Annotated in this window: 19 protein-coding genes and 2 pseudogenes; 13 read left to right on the top strand and 8 right to left on the bottom strand. The window is 69.3% G+C overall.

Annotated features, from left to right (window positions below):
- Nucleotides 1-73: 73 nt before the first annotated feature.
- From ABZ312_RS36505 to ABZ312_RS36490, 4 genes are all read left to right on the top strand, one after another.
- Nucleotides 74-385, top strand: coding sequence for a hypothetical protein (locus ABZ312_RS36505; RefSeq protein ID WP_500439575.1), 312 nt, complete (start codon nucleotides 74-76; stop codon nucleotides 383-385).
- Nucleotides 382-774, top strand: coding sequence for a type II toxin-antitoxin system death-on-curing family toxin (locus ABZ312_RS36500; RefSeq protein WP_500328290.1), 393 nt, complete (start codon nucleotides 382-384; stop codon nucleotides 772-774). Before ABZ312_RS36505 ends, ABZ312_RS36500 begins: the two co-directional genes overlap by 4 nt.
- Nucleotides 775-1,268: 494 nt before the next feature.
- Nucleotides 1,269-1,982, top strand: a complete 714-nt coding sequence (locus ABZ312_RS36495) for a deoxynucleoside kinase (RefSeq protein WP_500328288.1) — start codon at nucleotides 1,269-1,271, stop codon at nucleotides 1,980-1,982.
- Nucleotides 1,983-2,549: 567 nt separating this feature from the next.
- The gene (locus ABZ312_RS36490; RefSeq protein WP_500328287.1) at nucleotides 2,550-2,969 is read left to right on the top strand and encodes a CoA-binding protein; all 420 of its coding nucleotides are present in this window, start codon (nucleotides 2,550-2,552) and stop codon (nucleotides 2,967-2,969) included.
- A gap of 111 nt (nucleotides 2,970-3,080) precedes the next feature.
- Here the strand turns inward: ABZ312_RS36490 and ABZ312_RS36485 are convergent, their stop codons facing one another.
- On the bottom strand, nucleotides 3,081-3,725 hold the full coding sequence (locus tag ABZ312_RS36485; RefSeq protein ID WP_500439574.1) for a hypothetical protein: 645 nt from the start codon (nucleotides 3,723-3,725) through the stop codon (nucleotides 3,081-3,083).
- Between the two features lie 114 nt (nucleotides 3,726-3,839).
- A complete protein-coding gene (locus ABZ312_RS36480; RefSeq protein WP_500328284.1) occupies nucleotides 3,840-4,145 on the bottom strand; it encodes a hypothetical protein in 306 nt (101 codons plus the stop codon).
- 367 nt (nucleotides 4,146-4,512) lie between these two features.
- Here ABZ312_RS36480 and ABZ312_RS36475 point away from each other — a divergent pair, with 367 nt between their 5' ends.
- The gene (locus tag ABZ312_RS36475) at nucleotides 4,513-4,806 is read left to right on the top strand and encodes a hypothetical protein (RefSeq protein ID WP_500439573.1); all 294 of its coding nucleotides are present in this window, start codon (nucleotides 4,513-4,515) and stop codon (nucleotides 4,804-4,806) included.
- A 996-nt stretch (nucleotides 4,807-5,802) separates the two neighbouring features.
- Here the strand turns inward: ABZ312_RS36475 and ABZ312_RS36470 are convergent.
- Nucleotides 5,803-6,030, bottom strand: a pseudogene (locus tag ABZ312_RS36470) (helix-turn-helix domain-containing protein); the annotation flags it as partial.
- 6 nt (nucleotides 6,031-6,036) lie between these two features.
- A complete protein-coding gene (locus ABZ312_RS36465; protein WP_500328281.1) occupies nucleotides 6,037-6,396 on the bottom strand; it encodes a DUF6223 family protein in 360 nt (119 codons plus the stop codon).
- 227 nt (nucleotides 6,397-6,623) lie between these two features.
- Here ABZ312_RS36465 and ABZ312_RS36460 point away from each other — a divergent pair, with 227 nt between their 5' ends.
- A complete protein-coding gene (locus ABZ312_RS36460; protein WP_500358482.1) occupies nucleotides 6,624-7,751 on the top strand; it encodes a sensor histidine kinase in 1,128 nt (375 codons plus the stop codon).
- Complete coding sequence (locus ABZ312_RS36455; RefSeq protein ID WP_500358481.1) at nucleotides 7,748-8,410, top strand: response regulator; 663 nt, start codon at nucleotides 7,748-7,750, stop codon at nucleotides 8,408-8,410. The genes ABZ312_RS36460 and ABZ312_RS36455 overlap by 4 nt, the downstream gene beginning before the upstream one ends.
- 58 nt (nucleotides 8,411-8,468) lie before the next feature.
- Here ABZ312_RS36455 and ABZ312_RS36450 read toward each other — a convergent pair whose 3' ends face one another.
- On the bottom strand, nucleotides 8,469-10,814 hold the full coding sequence (locus ABZ312_RS36450) for a bifunctional polysaccharide deacetylase/glycosyltransferase family 2 protein (RefSeq protein ID WP_500439572.1): 2,346 nt from the start codon (nucleotides 10,812-10,814) through the stop codon (nucleotides 8,469-8,471).
- 887 nt (nucleotides 10,815-11,701) lie between these two features.
- On the opposite strand from ABZ312_RS36450, the gene ABZ312_RS36445 reads away from it, so the two are divergent.
- From ABZ312_RS36445 to ABZ312_RS36435, 3 genes and pseudogenes are all read left to right on the top strand, one after another.
- A complete protein-coding gene (locus ABZ312_RS36445; RefSeq protein ID WP_500328274.1) occupies nucleotides 11,702-12,148 on the top strand; it encodes a hypothetical protein in 447 nt (148 codons plus the stop codon).
- 217 nt (nucleotides 12,149-12,365) lie between these two features.
- The gene (locus ABZ312_RS36440) at nucleotides 12,366-12,692 is read left to right on the top strand and encodes a hypothetical protein (RefSeq protein ID WP_500439571.1); all 327 of its coding nucleotides are present in this window, start codon (nucleotides 12,366-12,368) and stop codon (nucleotides 12,690-12,692) included.
- A gap of 679 nt (nucleotides 12,693-13,371) precedes the next feature.
- A pseudogene (locus tag ABZ312_RS36435) lies at nucleotides 13,372-13,554 on the top strand (DNA helicase); the annotation flags it as partial.
- 239 nt (nucleotides 13,555-13,793) lie between these two features.
- Here ABZ312_RS36435 and ABZ312_RS36430 read toward each other — a convergent pair.
- Together ABZ312_RS36430 and ABZ312_RS36425 are read right to left on the bottom strand one after the other, a co-directional pair.
- Nucleotides 13,794-14,288 carry an allene oxide cyclase barrel-like domain-containing protein gene (locus ABZ312_RS36430; RefSeq protein WP_500328272.1) on the bottom strand — a complete coding sequence of 165 codons (495 nt, stop codon included), beginning with the start codon at nucleotides 14,286-14,288 and terminating at the stop codon, nucleotides 13,794-13,796.
- A 251-nt stretch (nucleotides 14,289-14,539) separates the two neighbouring features.
- Nucleotides 14,540-14,875 (bottom strand): hypothetical protein, encoded by a 336-nt coding sequence (locus ABZ312_RS36425; RefSeq protein ID WP_500439570.1) that lies wholly within the window; start codon nucleotides 14,873-14,875, stop codon nucleotides 14,540-14,542.
- Between the two features lie 49 nt (nucleotides 14,876-14,924).
- On the opposite strand from ABZ312_RS36425, the gene ABZ312_RS36420 reads away from it, so the two are divergent.
- Complete coding sequence (locus ABZ312_RS36420) at nucleotides 14,925-15,575, top strand: GlxA family transcriptional regulator (RefSeq protein ID WP_500439569.1); 651 nt, start codon at nucleotides 14,925-14,927, stop codon at nucleotides 15,573-15,575.
- A 156-nt stretch (nucleotides 15,576-15,731) separates the two neighbouring features.
- Here the strand turns inward: ABZ312_RS36420 and ABZ312_RS36415 are convergent, their stop codons facing one another.
- Nucleotides 15,732-16,340 (bottom strand): TetR/AcrR family transcriptional regulator, encoded by a 609-nt coding sequence (locus tag ABZ312_RS36415; RefSeq protein ID WP_500328269.1) that lies wholly within the window; start codon nucleotides 16,338-16,340, stop codon nucleotides 15,732-15,734.
- A 104-nt stretch (nucleotides 16,341-16,444) separates the two neighbouring features.
- Here ABZ312_RS36415 and ABZ312_RS36410 point away from each other — a divergent pair, with 104 nt between their 5' ends.
- Both ABZ312_RS36410 and ABZ312_RS36405 read left to right on the top strand, forming a co-directional pair.
- Nucleotides 16,445-17,839, top strand: coding sequence for an MFS transporter (locus tag ABZ312_RS36410; RefSeq protein ID WP_500439568.1), 1,395 nt, complete (start codon nucleotides 16,445-16,447; stop codon nucleotides 17,837-17,839).
- Between the two features lie 40 nt (nucleotides 17,840-17,879).
- Nucleotides 17,880-18,332 (top strand): GNAT family N-acetyltransferase, encoded by a 453-nt coding sequence (locus ABZ312_RS36405; protein ID WP_500439567.1) that lies wholly within the window; start codon nucleotides 17,880-17,882, stop codon nucleotides 18,330-18,332.
- Nucleotides 18,333-19,461: the final 1,129 nt, after the last annotated feature.

Here is a 19,461-nt window from a genome sequence, read left to right as displayed (position 1 = left end):
GGTTCCGGAGGTGTGCTGCGGTAGGAGCGCCGAACCACTCGCGCCCTGGTTGTACTGGCGGTACCGTCAGTACATGCCGACTCCCAAGGGTATGAACGTCCCGTTCGCGGACGACGACGAACTGGACCAGGTGCGCCGCGCGGCCACGGCCGCGGGCCTGTCCACCCGCGAGTACATCCGCCGGGCCGCGCTCAGCTTCGCCAACGCCGTCCCGAACGAATTCCTGCAGGCTGCGGTGGAGGCGCACGCCCACGTCAAGGACGCGTTCGCCGAGATCCTGCCGGAGGACGGACGTCCGAACGAGGAGCGCCGCTCCGCGGAGGCGGAGGCCGGCCGCCGCCTGGCCGAGCTCGACGGCGACCAGGCACACGGGAGCGCCGCGTGAGCGCACCCCGCCCCGACGGGGTGATCTACGCGGAAGTGCCGATGCTGCTGCAGGTCGCCGAGCACATTCTCGGGGACCCGCAGGCCGACGACCTGGGGGTACTTCCCGCCGCGGTCGCCCGCCACCGCGCGGAGGCCATGGGCCAGGATGTCTACGGCTCGATCTGGCTCAAGGCTGCCGCGCTGCTCCACACCCTGGTGAGGCTCCCGGCCCTCGAGCACTCCAACGGCCAGTTCGGATGGCTCGCCGCAGTCGCGTTCCTCCGCGTGAACGGCCACACCCTGACCTACCCGCCGAAGGACGCCGCTGTCCTGGTCCGCGACGCCATCGCCGGCGAGAAGTCCGTCAAGGAGATCGCCCTGCAACTTCGCCAATGGGGTACCGCCTGAAAGAACTCCCCGGCGTGAGGGAGCACGGCACGCCCCTAGGGCGCGGCATCAAACCCCTGATCGTGCGACGCGGCGTCGCGCCCGAATCCGGCGCGGGCGAGATCCTCTGGTCGTCGAGCGACCCTTGCCCGGCTCCACAAGTCCAAGCGTCTTTGGGCCCGTGGCGGCGCCGCGCTGGCCTCCACCACGGCCTGATGGAACTCGCCCGCGGCATCATCTGCCTGCGACGACTCCCGTACGTCATTCCGAAACGATCAGTTAAACTTCAGGGCGGCCGCGGGGGCTGCGGCTCGTTGCCGTGTGGCGACCGCGGAACGGCCAGGTCGGCCGGTCGAGGAGAGCGGCCGGTGTCAGGGCCTGGGTCCGGACGGGGACGACACGACGCTGATCATGAAGATCCCGCGAATCGCGTGACCGCCGACGCGCGTCCAAGTGGTCTGGGGCGTCTTGCCCACCCGCCCGTGAACAGAAGACCCGCCACGGAGATGTGAGGTATGTCAGTGATCTGCGTCGGAGGCATGATCGGAATCGGCAAGACGAGTGTGGCCGAACTGCTCGCCAAGGAACTGGGCAGCGAAGTCTTCTACGAGAGCGTGGAAGACAATCCGATCCTTCCGCTCTTCTACACGGCGAGCCCCGAGGAGATCCAGGCCAAGCGGTACCCCTTCCTGCTCCAGCTCCACTTCCTGCAAACGCGGTTCGCCTCGATCAAGAAGGCGTACAAGCAGGGCGACAACGTGCTCGACCGGTCCATCTACGAGGACTGGTACTTCGCGAAGGTCAACCACGACCTGGGCCGGATCAGCTCCCTCGAGATGCGGGTGTACGAGGGGCTGCTCGACGAGATGATGCGCGAGATCGACGGTCTGCCGTACCGCAAGGCACCCGATCTCATGGTCTACCTCAAGGCGGACTTCGAGACGGTCCTGCACCGCATCGGGTTGCGGGGCCGGGACTTCGAGCAGGACGAGAGCCTCGTCGAGTACTACCGGACGCTGTGGTCCGGCTACGACGACTGGGTGCACAAGCACTATTCGGCCAGCGAGGTCCTCGTCGTCGACATGAATCACACCGATGTGGTGAACAACCCCGAGGACGCGGCCCGCGTGGCGCGCGAGGTCAAGGACGCCCTGGCGGCGGTCGGGCACCGGGCGAACGCCACCGGTGAGAGCGCCGAACGCGAGACGCCCACGGCGGTCCCCGCCTGAGCGGCGGACCCCCTCCATTCGCCCGACGTCCCGAAAGACCACGGATCCACCCCTGTGAGCAGGGGTGGATCCGTGGCCTTGTTCCGAGAGGGGGCTGCGTCAGTCCGCGGCGCGACCCCATTGAGCCTGGTGCAGCGTGAAGTTGCAGATCCGGGTCGGGTGTGAGTAGCGGTGGGAATGGTCGTGCCGGCCAGCCGGCGGTGGGCTGCGGTGGATGTGGCGGGGCCCTCCGGCATGGAGGGGCGTGGTGCCGGTGGCGTGCCGGGTGGCGTGTTGCCGCGCGGGAGCCGGACCGCCTGCCGGGACGGGCGGCAGCCGCACGTCGAAGGCAGCGTCTCTGCACGGGGGATGTGGGGGCGCCCTTCACCCAGCCCCGTCCTTGAACCAGGCGTTGGGGCAGCAACCACTCGCCAGGCGAAATGGACCAGCCAAGACCATTGCATACAGTATTCCAGCCGGTTAGGGTCGTTCCATGCTGCAGATGAAGCCCAAGGACCTGGCCCTCCCGGTGATCATGAGCTCGGCGGCACGTGGCGCGGAGCTCACCCGCGCACGGCGGTGCGGGGCATGACGACGTACGGCGACGACGCGACGATACGGCAGATACTCACCGCTGCCGGCGACACTTGGGCCGTTGTGGGCCTGTCCGACAACCCCGAACGGGCCGCTTACCGCGTGGCGGGGAAGCTGCAGCGCCTGGGCAAGAGGGTGGTACCCGTCCACCCGAAGGCCGAGACGGTGCACGGCGAGCCGGGCTACGCGTCCTTGACCGAGATCCCTTTCGCGGTGGATGTGGTGGACGTGTTCGTCAACTCCGCCCTCGCCGGGGGTATCGCCGACCAGGCCGTGGCGATCGGCGCGAAGGCGGTCTGGTTTCAGCTGGACGTCATTGACGAGGCCGCCTACGCAAGGACACGCGATGCGGGCCTGCTGATGGTGATGGACCGCTCCCCGGGACGGGAGATACCCCGGCTGGGGCTGGGCTGACGCTTACCGGCCGGCCACTGCGCGATGGTGTCGGCAGGTTGTGCCGTGGCCCCGTGGTCGATGGGCCAGAGCGTGTGCGCATTGACCGTGACGCCACCCTCGTGCGGAAACTCAGCTCGGGTTGCGAGGGGATTCGTTGCGCAGCCTCCAGATGTCCTTCCACTGCCGGGCGTGAGCGGCGGCCAGCAGCGGGTCGGGCTCGTCGGCCCGCTGCACCGCGAGGCTGACCCCGCATTCCCTGCACAATTGATGGATCCGGTAGAGGCCGTCGTGCCAAACGCTGGTGTTGCCCCGGTTTCCGCATACCCGGCACGTCAGGCCGCGAGCTTCATCGAGCGGGACCGACGAACGGAGCACCCGCTCGACGACCACCGGCAGCGGCTCGCCGGGATGGATCGTCGGCTCGGGGCAGTAGGCGATGTTCCCCCATCCACGCTGCCAGCCTCGCCATGAGTCGTCTGCTTTCGCCTGCCGAAAGCCGCGTGCTTTGTCCGCTCGGCGGCTGTGGGCATGAGCACGTTCGTCAGCGAGCCAGAGCTGTCGGGCGTGGCGCAGCTCCGCGACGGCGCGTATCAGTGAGCTCGGATCCTTCTCCAGATCCTTGGGAATTCCCGCGCTGAGGCAGAGGTGGTGATAGGTGGCTCGGAAGCCGTAAGGCGCGAAGTGGACAAGGCACGACCGCAGATTCGTATGCCGGACACGCGCGGACAGGCCCTCGTCGTAGACCCGTCTCTGGTGCGTGTTGAAGCTGCTCATCCCAGGACGCTATGGCCTGCCGAGCAGGATCGCACGTCACTTTGGCGGCCCAAGGTCTCGCCCGGGGCAGGGTCCTTTCACCAACTACTGCCAGAACCAAGTCAACGTGCCCTGTCAGCAGACCCGTCCCGGACGCGTCTTCCGGTCCAGGCACTGATGCGGCAGCACGTCGCTTGCCCGGTTGCCGAAGTTCGTGTTGCCGTTCTGGGTGTTGCCGGGCGGGGAGGGGCGGGTTGGTTTCCCTGTTGCTGCGAGTGCTGTGGGCCGCAAGGTTCCGGCCAGTTGTGTGTCCAAGTCGGTGGAGTTGTCCAGATGATGCGGCAGTTTGAGTTGTGCCGTGCGGCGTGTGGATACATTGGGGGTCTGCTGTTGGGGCGGGCCGGATGCGGGATCCGGCGAGGTTGAGGAGTTCTTGGTCATGGGGGAGTCCGGGTTCACGGAGCGCTGGTTGGAGACCGGCTCGGGGCCCGGTGCTGTGGTTCGGGCGCGTGTGGCGCAGGTGAACCAGGCGGTCCAGGCGGCGTACCGGGCATGGCTGGACCATGCCACCTCATGCCCCACGTGCCGGGATGGAGCTGCCCGCCAGTGCACGGTCGTGCAGCCGCTGTGGGACGCCTACCAAGCGGCGCAGCAGGCGGCCCCGTGACCGGATGCAGGGCAGAACCGGCATCCGGCTCGGGACCTGCTGCCGGATCCCGAATGGGGGGCGGAGGGCGGCGGATCCGGTTCGTCGCTGAAGGGGAACGACCCGTCGGAGTACCTGCCCATCTGGGTGCGGGGCTGGGCCATGCCACCAGAGTCGGTCGGGCCGTTCCTCACGGCGGTGGGCGGTAGCCCGGCCTCGGTGCGGTGGGACTTCAATGGGTGGCCCGAGGCCCCGGAGATCGGCCTGGGGATCGGAGGCACCAGGGGTGCGTTCGTGACGCTGTGCGTCAATGCGCGCGACCTCGAACTGGAGGAGCCCGCGACGGATCACACGGTTTTCGTGCACGTCAAGCAGATCGAGGCCGGGCGCGCGCCGTGGCTCGCAGCGCAGGCCGGGCTGCGGGTGATCGGTGATCTGGTGATGGCGCCCTACTGAGGACACCTCGCACACGGGCGGCGGGCCACCGCGGAATCGTCCGGCGGTGGCCCGCTGCGGAACGCGGATATCTCAGGCTCAGTTCCCCGCATTCGATTGCGGATGCCGCCGGTGTCCTTGGGGGGGCTCGACCAGTTCATGGAATCCGAAGGGGGCGATCGCGTCCTGGCTGATCTCCCACAGGCCGCGCCAGAAGCCGAAACTCTGGACGTAGCTGTTGGTCTGGGGGCGAAGGGCATCAGGTATTCGGCCATGCCGAAGACGCGGCCACGGATCCTGGGGCCCAGCAGCCCGTCCGGTTACGTGGTGAGGACCGGGCGGGTGCTCCGCGCGACCTCGTCGGCGTTCACCGCCCTGTCCACGGCGGGGTCGCCCCACAGTTGGGCGATTCGGGCGGGGCACTTCGTCGCCGAGTGGCTGTCACTGAAGGGGTGCCCCTCCGGCTCCGCTCGCTCAACCCACTGACCGCCGTTAGATTTGTCATGTGGGTGACCTGCCTCCTGATCTGGATGCCTTGCACGTGATCCGCCTCTACCTGCAGCTACAGATTGACGCGGTCGACGCCAAGATCCGCGAGACCGAAGAGTCAGGTGAGCCCTCCGCGCCTACGTCAGCAGAACGCGAGGGCTCCTTTGCAGTCGGCTTTCGCCTCCAGCACGTACCCAGGGGCGGGACGCTCCGTGGTGTGGTCCACCGCGGTGACTGCCCGGACGCAGCCGGCGACTGGCTCACCCCGCGTGAGGTTGAGATTGCGTTCCGTATGCCCGACGTGACGCCCTGCCCACGCTGTCACGCGAGCTTGAACGACTCGTAGCCGGTGCGTCCAGTCCGGGTCAGTATCCGCGGGCGCCTCCCGTGGTCCCGCAGGACGGACGCGCAGGCTTCCTTCGGCTTCGCCGTCGACGGCGTCCTCCCCGCGGTCCGGCCCGGCGCCGACGTCTGGATCGCGGCAATGCTTGGGCGCATCTATCGCGACTGATCAAGAGGCGAATACTTTCTGTAGTTCTGGGACTGCTCAGCGATGCTGTGGTCGCGCGTGGGCACCAGGGTGCCGTCCACGATGAGGACCGTGCCCTTGCGGAATCGCTGTCGCTGCTTGAGGGCGAGCAACGGGCCGGTGTGATCGATGATCCGGTCGGCGGCGGACTTGGAGACGCCGAACAGCGGGGCCAGCTGGCGCGGAGTGAGGTTGGTCCGCCAGTACGCGGCCACCAGCAGTACACGCTGTGGTCAGCCGGTCGGTACGGTGCGGCGGGAGCGGATCAGCGCCCGGCGGCCGAGGAGGATGGCGATCAGTCCCAATGGGATGGCGGCGATGGCTCCGACGAGGCCGTTGCCGGTGCCGGGACCGCCGCTGGAAGTGGCCAGGTGCAGCACTGCCAGGATCGTGCCGGCCAGCCCCGTCGCCATGGCGGACATGGCGCCGGTGCGCGCGTTGCCGGGGCTGATCCGTGCGGCGGCACGGGAGAGGGCCAGCCAGCCGATGGCCACGCCGACCAGCCCCACCCCGAGGGCCAGGTTGGCCCCCGTCCGCCCATCGCCGATGACTCCGCCCTCGGCAGCCGCCATCAAGACGTCTGATGCGCTCATGTCTCTCCCCTTCTGCACGGCAATGTCAAGGTGTCGCTGTGCCTTGAGCATGTCTGCCGACCGCACCGCCGGTCGTCCCGCATGCGCAGTTACTTTGCGATGCCGCCGAAGCCGCAGACGCCTGCTGCGGATGTGGCAGAAAACCGTGCGGATACTGCAGGCGCGGTAGCGTCCCGCTCGTCCACGAGCGGGACTTGCCCGCAGCGACACCCGGTTAAGGTGCGCGCATGACCAAAGGACGGTTCGGCGTCCCGGCCGGTGTCGGAGACTGGGCGATCGCTCTCGGTGTGGCGGCCCTGCTGCTGAGCACCGGGCTGCCCAAGGCGCACCCCGGCACGAACCCCGACGTGATCGGCTACGCGCTGCTGCCGGCCGGCGGCCTCGCGCTGGCCGCGCGTCGCCGCGCTCCGCTGACCGTCCTGGTCATTACCGGGCTGTGTGCGGTGGGGTATCAGGCGGCAGGCTTTGACGCGCTCTCCGTCCCGTACCTGGTCGCGGTGTACGGCGCGGTGCGGGCCGGGCACCGCGCCGTCACGGTGGCGGCGTCCGTGACCATGCTGGTCGCTCTTCAGCTGACTGCCCTGGTCTTCCATGATGGGCCTGCGGGCGAGGCGTTGGCACAGGCCCGCCACGTCCTCGAGGTTGCCTGGTTGATCGCCGCGTTCGCCGCGGGGGAGGCGCTGCGGCAGGCCGAGCGACGGGCGGACGAAGCCGAGCGCACCCGGGAGGAGACCGCGCGGCGCCGTGCGGATGAGGAGCGCCTGCACATCGCGCGGGAGCTGCATGATTCGCTCACCCACCAGATCTCGATCATCAAGGTGCAGGCGGAAGTCGCCGTTCACGTCGCCCGCAGGCGAGGTGAACAGGTATCCGAGGCCCTGCTGGCCATCCAGGAAGCCGGACGTGAGGCGACCCGGGAACTGCGCGCCACCTTGGAGGCGCTGCGCGATGACGACACCACCCCGCCCCGCGGGCTCGACCACATCCCGGAGCTGGTGGAGCAGGCAAACAGGGCGGGCCTTGAGACGACGCTGACGATCGAGGGACGGCGGACCGACCTGCCGGCCGCGGTGGGCCGGACCGCCTACCGGATCGTTCAGGAGGCGCTGACCAACATCGCCCGGCACGCCTCCGCCGCGACCGCGTCGGTCCGCATCGACTACCGGGCCGACTCACTCGCCATCCAGGTCGATGACGACGGCAAGGCCACGCCGGACACAGTACCGAAGCACGGCCTGGGTCTGCTCGGCATGCGTGAACGCGTCACCGCCCTCGGCGGCCGGCTCCTCGCGCAGCCGCGCAGCGAGCGCGGCTTCACAGTCCAAGCCGAACTCCCCCTGGACCACACCTCATGATCCGTGTCCTGCTGGTCGACGACCAGCCGCTCATTCGCAGCGGATTCCGCGCACTCCTCGACCTCGAAGACGACATCGAGGTGGTGGCCGAGGCCGCCGACGGCGCGGAAGGCCTGGCACTGACAAAGCAGCACCTGCCCGACGTCGTGCTGATTGATATCCAGATGCCGGTCGTCGACGGCATCGAGGCCACCCGGCGTATCGCCACGGACCCGGCCCTGGCTCAGGTGCACGTGGTCATCCTCACCAACTACGGGATGGACGAGTACATCCTGGACGCGCTGCGTGCCGGCGCCGCCGGATTCCTCGTGAAGGACATCGTGCCGGACGACTTCGTGCACGCTGTGCGCGTCGCCGCCCGCGGTGACGCGCTGCTCGCGCCGTCCATCACCCGCAAGCTGATCAACCGATACGTTACCCAGCCGATCCCCGCCGTCGCCGACACCGGCTTGGCAGAATTGACCGGCCGCGAACGCGAGGCCGTCGTCCTGGTCGCGCAAGGGCTGTCCAACGATCAGATCGCCGACCGAATGGTGATCAGCCCGCTGACGGCAAAGACCCACATCAACCGGGCCATGACCAAGCTCCACGCCCGCGACCGCGCCCAACTCGTGGTAGTGGCCTACGAATCCGGCCTCATTGCTCCGCGCAACTCCTGACGTGGAGGAGAGCATCCGGGCGGCGGCCAAACGCTAACGGGCCGAACCACCAGACGGGTTACCAGCCGGGACGGATGTCCCAGGGCGGTCCGCCGTGCTCGTAGCTCTGGCTTCCCGCCGGTGTCTGCCCGTTGTGCAGGTACGGAACGTCGGCCGTGCCTCCGGGGGAGCGGGCCTCGCGGATCCAGGAGTCGGCCAAGCTGGTGGCGGTGGAGACCGTCTGTGCCGGTCCAGGCTCCGGTGTCGGCGTGTGGACGGGTACCGAGAGACTGCCGTAGCGCTCCATGCGCTGCCAGCGCAGCCGCGATCCCGCGGTCGCGGTCACGACCGATTGGATGACCACGAGGTACATCAGTTGGCGGTAGACGAACTGCTGCAGGGGCAGGCTCCACAGCGGACGGGAGCTTTCGCCATCGAGGCGGAAGGCGTAGAAGCCCATCGCGGCCTGTAGGGCCAGGAACGCCAGCCACAGTCCGAGGATGCGGAACGGGTCGAGGAAGATCAGCCCGTATACGGCGAAGATGTCGACGACCGGTGCCAGCAGCGGTAGCAGGACCTGGAAGAGCAGCAGGTACACCAGGCCGCGTCGGCCCAGTTTGCCTGCCGCGCCGGACTGGACGAGGGCCCCCCGGTGCTTCCACATCGCCTGCAATGTTCCGTAGCACCAGCGGTAACGCTGCCGCCACAGCGCCCCGAGGGATGCGGGCGCCTCGGTCCAGGCGATCGCGTTCTCCTCATAGACCACCCGCCAGCCGTCCCGGCACAGTGCCATGGTCAGGTCGGTGTCCTCGGCGAGCGTGGCGTCACTGACGCCGCCGACCCGGAGCAGTGCTTCACGCCGGAACGCACCGACGGCGCCGGGGACGGTGGGCATGCACTCGGCGAGATCGAACAGCCGACGGTCGAGGTTGAAGCCGACGACGTACTCGATGTGCTGCCAACGGCCCAGCAGCCCCCCGCGGTTGATGACCTTGGCGTTGCCGGAGACGGCGCCCACCCGCGGGTCGGCGAGGGGTTGCACCAGCATGCGGACCGCATCGGGCTCGAAGACCGTGTCGCCGTCGACCATGACGAGCAGGTCGTGCGAGGCGGCGGCGATCCCGGTGTTCAGGGCTGCGGGTTTGCCGGCATTCGCCTGGCGGACGACGCGGACGTAGGGGAGACGCAGCGCTTCCACGAGGTCGGCCGTGCCGTCCGTGGAGCCGTCGTCCACCACGATGACCTCGACGGGGTGGTCGGAGGCGAGCAGCGAGCGGACCGCGGCCTCGATGCCTGCGCTCTCGTTGTAGGCGGGCACGATCACGCTGACGGGCGCGGTGACCGGGTGCCCCCACGCGGTGCCGCGCCGGCGGACGTGACGCCGGGCGGCGAACAGCACCGCACCGGCGCGCAACAGCGCGAGCGCTCCGGCCGCGTACAGCAGCCAGCCGAGAATGCGCAGTGCCCACGCACTGCCGTCGAGTGCCGCGATGAGTCCGAGGCCCAGCCAGTGGTCCTTGGCCGCGACCGGCTTGACGGCCGTCGGGACGTTCGCGGCCGCACCGACGGTCGTCACGGTGAAACCGCGGGCAGCGAGCTTCGGCAACAGCCGGTCGAGGGCGGCGACGGTCTGGGCTCGGTCGCCGCCGCCGTCGTGCATGAGCAGGATCTGGCCGGCGGTACCGTGAGGCAGGGAGTTGGACACGATCCGGTCCGCCCCCGGTCGCTGCCAGTCCTGGCTGTCGAGCGTGCTCAGTACGGTCAGGTAGCCGTCCGCTCCGGCCGCCCGGATCGCCTCCCAATCCTGGTTGTCCAGGGCTTCGTTGGTGGAGGAATACGGCGGGCGCAGGAGCGAGCTGGAGTTTCCGGTGGCTCCGGCCAGCATCAGCTGGGCCTCACGCAGCTCGAGCGAGCGCTGCCAGCGGGGGATGCCTGCGAGATCGGCGTGCGTGAAGGTGTGGACGCCGATCTGATGCCCCTCGGAGAGGATGCGTCGGACCACCTCCGGGTGCGCGGCGGCCTGGGTGCCGACGACGAAGAAGGTGGCGTGGACGTGGTGGCGTCGCAACACGTCCAGGATCCTCGGCGTCCACGTCGGGTCAGGGCCGTCGTCGAAGGTGAGGGCGATGGTGTGCGGCCGGGGCCGGGCGGTGCGGGCTGGGGACGCCGCGCTGTCGATCACCGGACCGCCGTGGGTGACGACGGCGGGCACGTGGTCGGAAGGGCCACCGGCCGATGCGGAGTCATCGCTGATTCCGAACATGTGCTGCGTGTAGCCCTGGATGAGCAGGGCCGCGCTGAGCGTCAGGACGAGCACCGTCAGCAGCAGCCAGTGGGTGCGCAGGGGCGTGTTGCGTGCGACTCCCCGACGGTCACCCCGCCTGCGGGAACGGGAGGTGGCGGCGCGGGTGTGGGCGTGCGACATCGGGGGACTCTCTTCGACGGCGGATCAGCTGCCCGGGTCAGGGGCGGCCGCCACCAGTGCTGTGGGCCGGGGCGGGGTGAGTGGCCGTGCTCTTGCCGTGGGTCGCCTGGGCAGCCGGTGGCGTCGTCGCGGCGGAGGGCTTGACGCTGGGCGCAGCGGCGGCCGGACGCGTGGTGACCGCCACCGCGGTCGCCGTGGCGGTGGGCGCCGGACGGGCATCGGCTGCGGTCGTGCTGGTCCCCGCACGGCTGGGTCGGGCGCTGGCCTGGCTGCTCCGCGGGGCTGGTGACCCCCGGCCGGGCCCGGAGACGCCGGGTTCCGAGACACCCGGGCGGTGGTCGGATTCGGGGAGCGGAAGATACGGCGCGGAGACCGTCGGACCCCCGAGTGCGGCGCTCAGCAGCAGGGCGACGTACGCGCCGGCGGGCACAGCCAGCAGCCAGCCGACTCGGCGCACCCGCCGTTGCCGCCGACCGGAGGGGTCGACGAAGACAGGTCGCGTGGCGGCGGTCTCGCGGGGCGCGCCGTGACGCGCCCGGGTTCGGGACGCCGCATCGGAACGGGGGCTGGTCTGCACGAACGCGGAGGATACAGCTACGCCGACCGCACTGCGACCGTCCTATTATTTCCGGAAAGTCATACCCGAAAGGAGAGGGTCTCTGCGTTGCCGAGTTGCCGGTCGTAAAGCCTCCCCGGCCCATCTCCCGTCTGCTGTAACGCCCGACGCCTGCTACGGCGCCACCTGGACGCTGGTGCATCGTCTGGGCGCAGAGCCCTAATACCCCCAACGGCCACAAAAGTCGCGCTACCGCTGAATGACGATCCCCCCGGGAACTCCGGGGCGTTGCCACCGCCCTTGCCGCAGTGACACGGTTGCGAGCGGGGCTGTGGAGAGAACGACGGCGGCTTCACCGTACGTCGGCACCCCACCGTGCCCACAGCAGTGGCCCTGGACAGAGCACAGACAGGATCGTCGTGATCGTGCTCAACGCGCGTTCGACACCGCGGGCCCGCGCCATCTGGAGACCGCCAACGTCTGGCCGGTACGGCACCACCCGCAACCGCCCGAAGCCCGCTCGGACTGGTTCGCCATCTTCCACACCGCATCCCGGTCCTGGAAGGGAATCTTCCGCTTCGGTGGTCTGGGGCACGCGACCCAGATCCTCGACGTCGGTGCAGTGCGGATGACCGACCGGATGTGGGACGTGCTGCAAAGCACCCGGACCATAGTCCTCTGCGGAGGCCTGCGCGGTGACCCGACAGGGCCCGAAATCGGGACCGCCATCGGGCAGCGACGCATGCGCGCCGTCCTGAGCCAGGCACTGTTCGAGTGAGCGCCAGGCTGGACCGGCAAAAGAAGCCAGGCAAAAGCCTTGCATCAGCGCTCAGTCGGCGGTCGCTTCTCGCAATCGACCATGATCAATAAACAATGGTAGGCATTTCGTCACTCTTATGGGGGTATCGAATGGCGGTTCCCTTCCGCCCCGCTCAGTCTGGTGGTCGTGCGTTCGATTCGTTGCGAATGCGCGAGCCACTCAAGGAGGTCGAACCATGACCCGCACCAAGCTCCTCGCCCTGGCCGCCGCCCCCGCGCTGGCTCTTGGCCTGGCGTCCCCTGCGCTGGCTGTGGAAGTGACCGCCTCGTCCCCCGACACCGTGAACAGTCCGGTCGGGTCGATTGCGGCCAACCAAATCAAGACCGTCACTGTCACCTGCCCTGCGGGCACCAATGCCGTCAGCGGTGGCTGGAAGGTGTCCTCCGCCAGCATCGACGTGACGGACAACCGTGCGATGAACGCCACACAGTGGCAGATCACATTCCAGAACGAGTCGAAGAACTCAGGCACTGTGCAGGTCTTCGCCCGTTGCGTGGCCTGATGGCGAGTGCTCGCCAGGGCAGGCTGGTCCGTTCACCGCACCGCCAGGCGCGGTGAACGGGAAGGCCGAGCAGCCCCAAGCGCCGTAACCGGCTGACAGCGAAGGACGACGAGGACGCTGCGGACGGATATGGACGGCTGTATTGCTCTGGACGGCACAAGGCCCAGGCCGGGAAGCCATCCTCCGGCCTGGGCCTTTCCTTCTGGAGCGCGTGACGAGAATCGTTGCGAGCGTGAGGACAACAAGGTTCCTCAGTCGGAGGTCGCGCGGGGCTGGGAGGGATGGACGGATCGGTCAGGCGCCGATCGGCTGACCGAGCTGGGTGACCAGGTCCGCTGTCGTGCTTCCGGCCGCGGCGATCGCCGCGGGAACCGCCGCTGCCCTCATCTGCTGCCAGACCCATCACCTCAGGCCGTGTCCGGTGCCCGGCCTTCCTGTGAGGCGGCGACCAGCTCCCCTCGATCACTTCGACTTCATCGATGAGGAGTTGAGCCGAGGCCATGCCGCCGTGCTGCTTGGCGCGCAGGGCCTGGAGAGCCGGAGACCACCTCGTCATCCAGGCGGCGCCGGCGCTGGCAAGACCACCGCCCTCACCCAGCTCGCCACCAGCACCCCACGGCGCGGCCTGTCCCATCGCGTTCAACCGGTCGATCGCCCAGGACGCTGCGATCCGCTTCACTCCGCGCAGGCGATCTACGGCTGGCGCGGCGCCAAGGACGTCATGACCGGCTTCAACGGCACCGCCCGGTCCCTGATCCAGTCCCTTCGCTTCGGCCCGCAGTTGGCGGTGGAGGCCAACCGATGGCTGGCGATCGCCGACGCCCCGATCCGCCTGCAGTGCACCGACACCATCCCCACCGAAGGCAACCGAGCGTCCTGTACGGACTGTTCCCGCAGCTCAACCCGAACCAGTGACGAAGGGCCCGGGTCACCTCGGTGACCCGGGCCCTTCGACTTGTCGCATACGGAGACGGCGGCGCGCTCCCGCGCGGGCGGGTCTCGCCTCCGCTCCCGGTTTTCCGGACGCGGAGCGTCATGCGGCAGCCGCCCCTGCGTTCCGGTTCCGCCGCACCCCGGGCCGTAGTGAGTGGTGCCCGGAGGTCACCTGGTGAGGTGGACGGTCAGCCTGGCATGTGAGGAGTCGATGTTGACGCCGTCCATATAGCCACGGGCGTCGCGGTAGGCGCCGGTACCGCCGGTGATCGCGAGCGTGAACCTGGTCGGGAAGCTGACGATGAAAGGCGCGAAGCCTTGCAGGGTGATGTCACCCTGGGCCAGGCGGAGGGTGGATTCGCACTGCCGCAGACTCTTCTGGAGGCTGACGACGGTGCAGACGAAGCCGCCTGTGCCCACCTTGCGACCGTTCTGGAAGAAGTCCGAAAAGCCGATGGCCTCGTCACCGAGGCTCATGCCCGGGCCACCCACGTCGATGGCGGCGAATTCCCTCACGGAGTCGTCCAATTTGATGACCTTCTCGCCGTCACCATGCGGGCCGGGGTCGCGGTCCGGGGAGGTGGCCTGCGCGAGCGGTCCGTAGGCGAGGACCGCGGCGAGCGCCGTGGCCGCGACCGGCGCCATTGCCGTGAAACGACGCATCGTGCGTCTCCTTCGAGCTCGATGGAGTGACAAGCGGCAATTAATCCCACTTATCGCTTCATTCATGGCTCAATCGGAAGCCCGGTACATCAGGCGCGCATGGGCTGAGCAGAAAGACGACCCGATCGGACGCGGGGCCCGATCCGCGTCGGATCCTGACATACCCGTCTGTAGTACGGTATGTCGTCCGTCGAGGATCTCGGTGCGCACCAGGTACGGGGTCGAGGGTGTCGCGGTCCAGGGCCGTACGGCTACGGAATGAAGATCATCGCGGCGGCGATGAGCAGGTCGACGACGAAGCACCACTCCGCCCACGCCCGGGGGACAACCGCCTTGGTGCGGCGGTGGAGCAGATCCCAGGCGGCGTGCCCGAGCCAGCCGGTTGCCAGGACGCACCAGCCGAGGCCGTGATCCATTGCCAGCGCCACCATGGCCAGGGCACCGAAGCCGAGCAGCCCTGCCGTCTGGAGCACCAGCGCGCCTGCCGTGCGGAGCTCCCCGCGCAGCGCACCGAAGATCAGGTAGCAGACCGGCATGACGACGAGGAGCCACGCCAGGAACTCCAGAGCCGGGAGCCGCGCCACCACGCACTGGCGGTTCGCATCCCAGCTTGCCGCATGACACCCGAAGATCACCGTGGATTCCGACCCCATCTACTTCCGCGACGGGAACGTCTATACGGCGGCGGGCATCACCAGTGCCCTGGATCTCACGCTTGCCTTTATCGAGGAGGATCACGGTGCCGAGCTGGCTCGCCGAGTGGCGCGCGACCTGGTCACCTACCTGCAGCGGCCGGGAAACCAGGCACAGATGAGCCTGTTCACCGCATCCCCGCCGCCCAGGGACGACGTGGTCCGACAGCTCGTCGAGCACATAACGAGCCATCCGGACCACGACCTGAAGGTGACCGCCTTGGCGGCCCGCGCAGGTGTGACCACGCGCCACCTCACCCGGTTGTTCGTGGAACACCTCGAGCAGTCGCCGGCCCGGTTCGTACGCAAGGCCCGCACCGAGGCGGCCGCTCACCTGCTCTCGTCCACCGTGCTTCCGCTGGCAGGCGTGGCCACGCGGTGCGGGTTCGGTTCCACCGAGACGCTGCGCCAGGCCTTCACCAGCCGATACGGAGTCACCTCATCGTTCACAGCTCCTCTCCGCCGCCGGCCCGCCGGCCCGCCCGCCGGGTGGATCCGGAACTGGACCGACCAGCTCGGCGGCACCGTCACCTCGGACCCGACGATCGACGGGGGCTACGAGCGCGATCGCCGGACATCCACCGGCGGCCGCTGACCGAGGGGGCGGCTTCCGTGGGTGCTGGTTGGGGACAACTGGATGAGAAGCGGTGCGGGGACGGAAGCCGTCCGGGACGCCGTCCAGATGCGTACACGCTGCCATCTGGGGCCGATTCTGGAACTGCCGGCGAGTTTTCGCGGAGGGCCGCCGGTGTCACGCCCCGCCGCCGGGCTCGGGTACCCGGGTGCCCGGCGGTGTGAAGGCGGCGAGCACCGTGGCCGTGATGTGGCCGGCCGCACGGTCGGGGTTCAGACGGCCGGCGCGGATCTCTTCCGTCGCGCTGTGCATGACCGCCTGCAGGACATTGACCAGCCATGCGATGGGCAGGTCCGTACGGAAGGCCCCCTCGGCCCGTCCGCGGGCAACCAGCGCCTCGACCCGGGCGGCGGGCCCGGCGTGCAACTCCCGGATACGTCCCGCGGGAAGCTCCCGCTGGGCGGCGGCGAGCAGCGCCTGGGCCTGGTCCACCAGGTGCCAGCCGGCCTCGATGTAGCGCTCCAGGGCGAGCAGCGGATCACCGGTCAGGTCGACCGCGTCCAGCACCTCGTTGCCCCGGTCGAGGGCGCGGCTCATCGCCGCATCGACGACCTCCGCCCGGGAGGCGAAGTGCGCGTACAGCGTCACCCGGCCCACACCCGCGGCCCGCGCGATCTCGCTCAGGCTCGCGTCCGGGTTTCGCCCGAGGCATTCGGCCGCGGCCTGCACGATCGCCTCGATGCTGCGCAGAGCGTCGGCGCGCTTGGTGGTGCTCTTGCTGCTCATGCGCCCACCGTACCCCAGAACTCAAACAACCCTGTTTGGTTTGGACCCCTCACGTGTATAACCTGAACATCGCTGTACGGCTTAGTGATGAGGGGTTGAGCGTCATGAGAGACACGGAAACCACCACCAACGCACCGCAGACGCCGCACCCGATGCGCTGGCCGGCCCTGGGCCTGCTGGGCCTGGCCCAGTTGATGCTGATCCTCGACATCACCGTCGTCGCGATCGCACTTCCACACATGGGCGCCGAACTCGGCCTGGACCGCACGGCGCTGACCTGGGTGGTCAGCGGATACGCCCTCACCTTCGGCAGCCTGATGCTGCTCGGCGGACGGGCCGCCGACCTGTTCGGCCCCAAGCGGGTCGTCCTGGCCGGCCTTGCCATCTTCACCGCCGCATCCCTGGCCGCCGGACTCGCCACTGGCGCCCCGCTGCTGCTCACCGCCCGGATCGCCCAGGGGGCGGGCGCCGCGATGCTGTCGCCTGCCGCTCTGTCCGTGGTGGTACGGCTGTTCGACGGCGACGAACGCAACCGCGCGCTGGGCATCTGGTCGGCACTCGGTGGCGGGGGAGCCGCCCTCGGCGTGCTGATGGGCGGACTGATCACCGCAGGCCCTGGCTGGGCCTGGGTCTTCTTCGTCAACGTCCCCGTCGGCCTGATCGTCTTCGTCTTGCTCGCCCGGCTCCTGCCCCACCTGCCCCGCGCGGCCACCGGCCCGCTCGACATACCCGGCGCCGCCCTGGTGGCCGCCGCGACCGGCGCCCTCATCTACGCCCTCATTCGTGCCGGCGACCACGGCTGGGTCAACGCCGCCACCGTCCTCCTCATCGCCGCCGCAGCAGCCGCCTACGCCGCCTTCGCCACCTGGCAACGCCGGGCAGGCGCACCGCTGATGGACCTGCGCCTGCTCGGCCGGCGCCCGGTCGTGGCGGGCACCTTCGTGATCGCCGTCGCCACCGCGCTGATGGTGGGGGTCTTCTTCCTCGGCTCCTTCTACCTCCAGGACCGCCAAGGCCACGGCGCCCTGATGACCGGCGTGCTGTTCCTGCCGGTGGCACTGCTGACCATGGCCGCCGCCACCGTCGCCGGCACCCTGATCGGCCGGATGGGAGCACGACTGCTGGCTGTGGCCGCCCTGGCCGTGGCAGCGGCGGGGTTCCTCGTACCGGTGCTCTGGTCCGGGACCACCGCGATGGTCACCGGGGTGAGCGTGGCCGCGGCGGGACTGGGTGCGCTGTTCGTCGTCGCCTCCTCCACCGCGCTCGCCAGCGTCGCACCCCGCGAGGCCGGGGTCACGTCAGGCATCGTCAGCACCTTCCACGAGTTCGGCGCCTCGGTCGGAGCCGCGGCCGCCTCCACCGCCGCCGCCACGAGCATCGCCGTCCGCACCGGCGTGCAAGCCGCCTCCGGCTTCGACAACGCGTTCCTCGCCGCCACCGGCATGGCCGCAGCCTCCGCCGTCATCGCCCTGTGGCTGATCCCAGCCAAGAACCAGTAGGCCAAAGCCGACACCCGCCCGCACCAGAAAGGAGACCAGCGTGTACGACCCTTACGAGCTGAGCCCGGGTGTGCCCTCCGTCGAGGTCTTCCGCCGGCTGCGCACCGAGGCCGGCCTCTCGGACAAAGCCCCCGAGGCGGTTGAGCTTGCCCTGCCCAACACCTGGTACGGCGTACTCGTCCACCATGAGGAGCAGCCCATCGGCATGGGCCGCATCATCGGTGACGGCGGCACCGCGTTCCAGATCGTCGACGTCTGCGTTCACCCCGAACACCAAGGACGTGGCCTCGGCAGGCGCATCATGGCCGCTCTCACCGACGAACTGGATCGCCGGGCCCCCGCCACCGCCTACATCTCGCTGATCGCGGACGGCCCCGCCCGCCACCTCTACGAAAAGTTCGGCTTCGCCGCCACCACCACGCACGACTCCATCGGCATGTACCGGGTGAGGGGCAATGCCGCTGCGCCCAGAAGAGCACAGCCGAAACCGTAGCCGCGCAGGTACAAGGCACGTCGCCGAGAGCCTCCACTTCCTTCGCGAACCCCGCGGTCACCATCGGCCGCGCGTTCTCCGACCTACGCGGGCATCGCTCCCGGCTGGGTGCTTCATCGCCATGCAGATCGTCGTCGTCGGCCTGACCCTGCTCGCGCTGATCTTCGCCCGACCTGAGCAATCTCGCCGGCGCACGCGGTGGTCACCGGTGCGGATGCGTTGTGGGGCCCGAATGTCCCGGGCCCCACAACGTTTCGTACGACCGATCAGCAAAGCCGATACGCGCTACGTCGTGGGCGCGCATCTCACCGACGCCGTGTGCTCACCATCACCGATGCCAGCGGTGGCGAACGAGCCTCGGCCGCCTGACCGGTGGCCGACACTCCTCCGTTGGTCGTCGGTGCAGACGTGATCAGCGGGTTGTGCGCGCCCGTGCCAGTTGCGGTGACGTCATCGTCGACGGCGGCAACGCCCACCTTGCCGACACCGCCGTCGCGAGGCCGCCTGGACCGTTGCGGTCGACAGACTCGCCCGAGGCCCGGTGTACCTGCCAGGGCGGCCGGAACGGCCTCTCCAACTGTGACGGAGCGGCACCTCGCGACGTGGCTGCCAAGACCATCGCTGTCAACCGGCGCCCGATCAACTACAGCCGTGCCGGGACGGGCCACTGCGCGGAGCCCTGCGACATGTGTATTGCCAGGCGGCATGCCCGAAGCTGCCGCAGTCGTGTACGAGAAGAACGGTCTCCTCGTACGCCGCGGGCGTGTGCCTGGGGGCATCCTGCTCGCCCCACGCTCCCTGCTCGGCACCACCGTGGCGGGTGGTCGGCGCTACCGTATGGCTCACCGGCGCTTACGACGGCATGCACGAACCGCTGTCACGGCCGTTGCGCCCGCACCCCCATTGCCTCCGGCGGCGGGACTGCGGGCGTGGTTCACGTTGGCTGTCAGCGGGATCCCGTACCACGGCTCCGCTCTGAGTTCCCTTGTACGAGGTGTCCCAGAGGCCAGGTTGACAAGCGCCTTGTCCCGGGCCGGCATGACGGCATGACGGCATGACGCCGTGGGGGGGGGGGCGCGGGGCCCCGCGGGGTGGTTGCGGGTGGGGGTGTGGGGGTGTTCATGTGGGG

Source organism: Streptomyces sp. NPDC006207, from assembly GCF_040613835.1.
Classification (GTDB): domain Bacteria; phylum Actinomycetota; class Actinomycetes; order Streptomycetales; family Streptomycetaceae; genus Actinacidiphila.
This window is presented reverse-complemented; position numbering and strand designations above follow the sequence as displayed.

Excerpts from the sequence above, each read along its gene's own strand:
- ABZ312_RS36505 (WP_500439575.1), top strand. The coding sequence starts at position 74 with ATGCCGACTCCCAAGGGTATGAACGTCCCGTTCGCGGACGACGACGAA.
- ABZ312_RS36490 (WP_500328287.1), top strand. The coding sequence starts at position 2,550 with ATGACGACGTACGGCGACGACGCGACGATACGGCAGATACTCACCGCT.
- ABZ312_RS36410 (WP_500439568.1), top strand. The coding sequence starts at position 16,445 with ATGAGAGACACGGAAACCACCACCAACGCACCGCAGACGCCGCACCCG.
- ABZ312_RS36495 (WP_500328288.1), top strand. The coding sequence starts at position 1,269 with ATGTCAGTGATCTGCGTCGGAGGCATGATCGGAATCGGCAAGACGAGT.
- ABZ312_RS36455 (WP_500358481.1), top strand. The coding sequence starts at position 7,748 with ATGATCCGTGTCCTGCTGGTCGACGACCAGCCGCTCATTCGCAGCGGA.
- ABZ312_RS36415 (WP_500328269.1), bottom strand. The coding sequence starts at position 16,340 with ATGAGCAGCAAGAGCACCACCAAGCGCGCCGACGCTCTGCGCAGCATC.
- ABZ312_RS36430 (WP_500328272.1), bottom strand. The coding sequence starts at position 14,288 with ATGCGTCGTTTCACGGCAATGGCGCCGGTCGCGGCCACGGCGCTCGCC.
- ABZ312_RS36475 (WP_500439573.1), top strand. The coding sequence starts at position 4,513 with ATGCCACCAGAGTCGGTCGGGCCGTTCCTCACGGCGGTGGGCGGTAGC.
- ABZ312_RS36460 (WP_500358482.1), top strand. The coding sequence starts at position 6,624 with ATGACCAAAGGACGGTTCGGCGTCCCGGCCGGTGTCGGAGACTGGGCG.
- ABZ312_RS36465 (WP_500328281.1), bottom strand. The coding sequence starts at position 6,396 with ATGAGCGCATCAGACGTCTTGATGGCGGCTGCCGAGGGCGGAGTCATC.
- ABZ312_RS36450 (WP_500439572.1), bottom strand. The coding sequence starts at position 10,814 with ATGTCGCACGCCCACACCCGCGCCGCCACCTCCCGTTCCCGCAGGCGG.
- ABZ312_RS36485 (WP_500439574.1), bottom strand. The coding sequence starts at position 3,725 with ATGAGCAGCTTCAACACGCACCAGAGACGGGTCTACGACGAGGGCCTG.
- ABZ312_RS36480 (WP_500328284.1), bottom strand. The coding sequence starts at position 4,145 with ATGACCAAGAACTCCTCAACCTCGCCGGATCCCGCATCCGGCCCGCCC.
- ABZ312_RS36440 (WP_500439571.1), top strand. The coding sequence starts at position 12,366 with ATGACCCGCACCAAGCTCCTCGCCCTGGCCGCCGCCCCCGCGCTGGCT.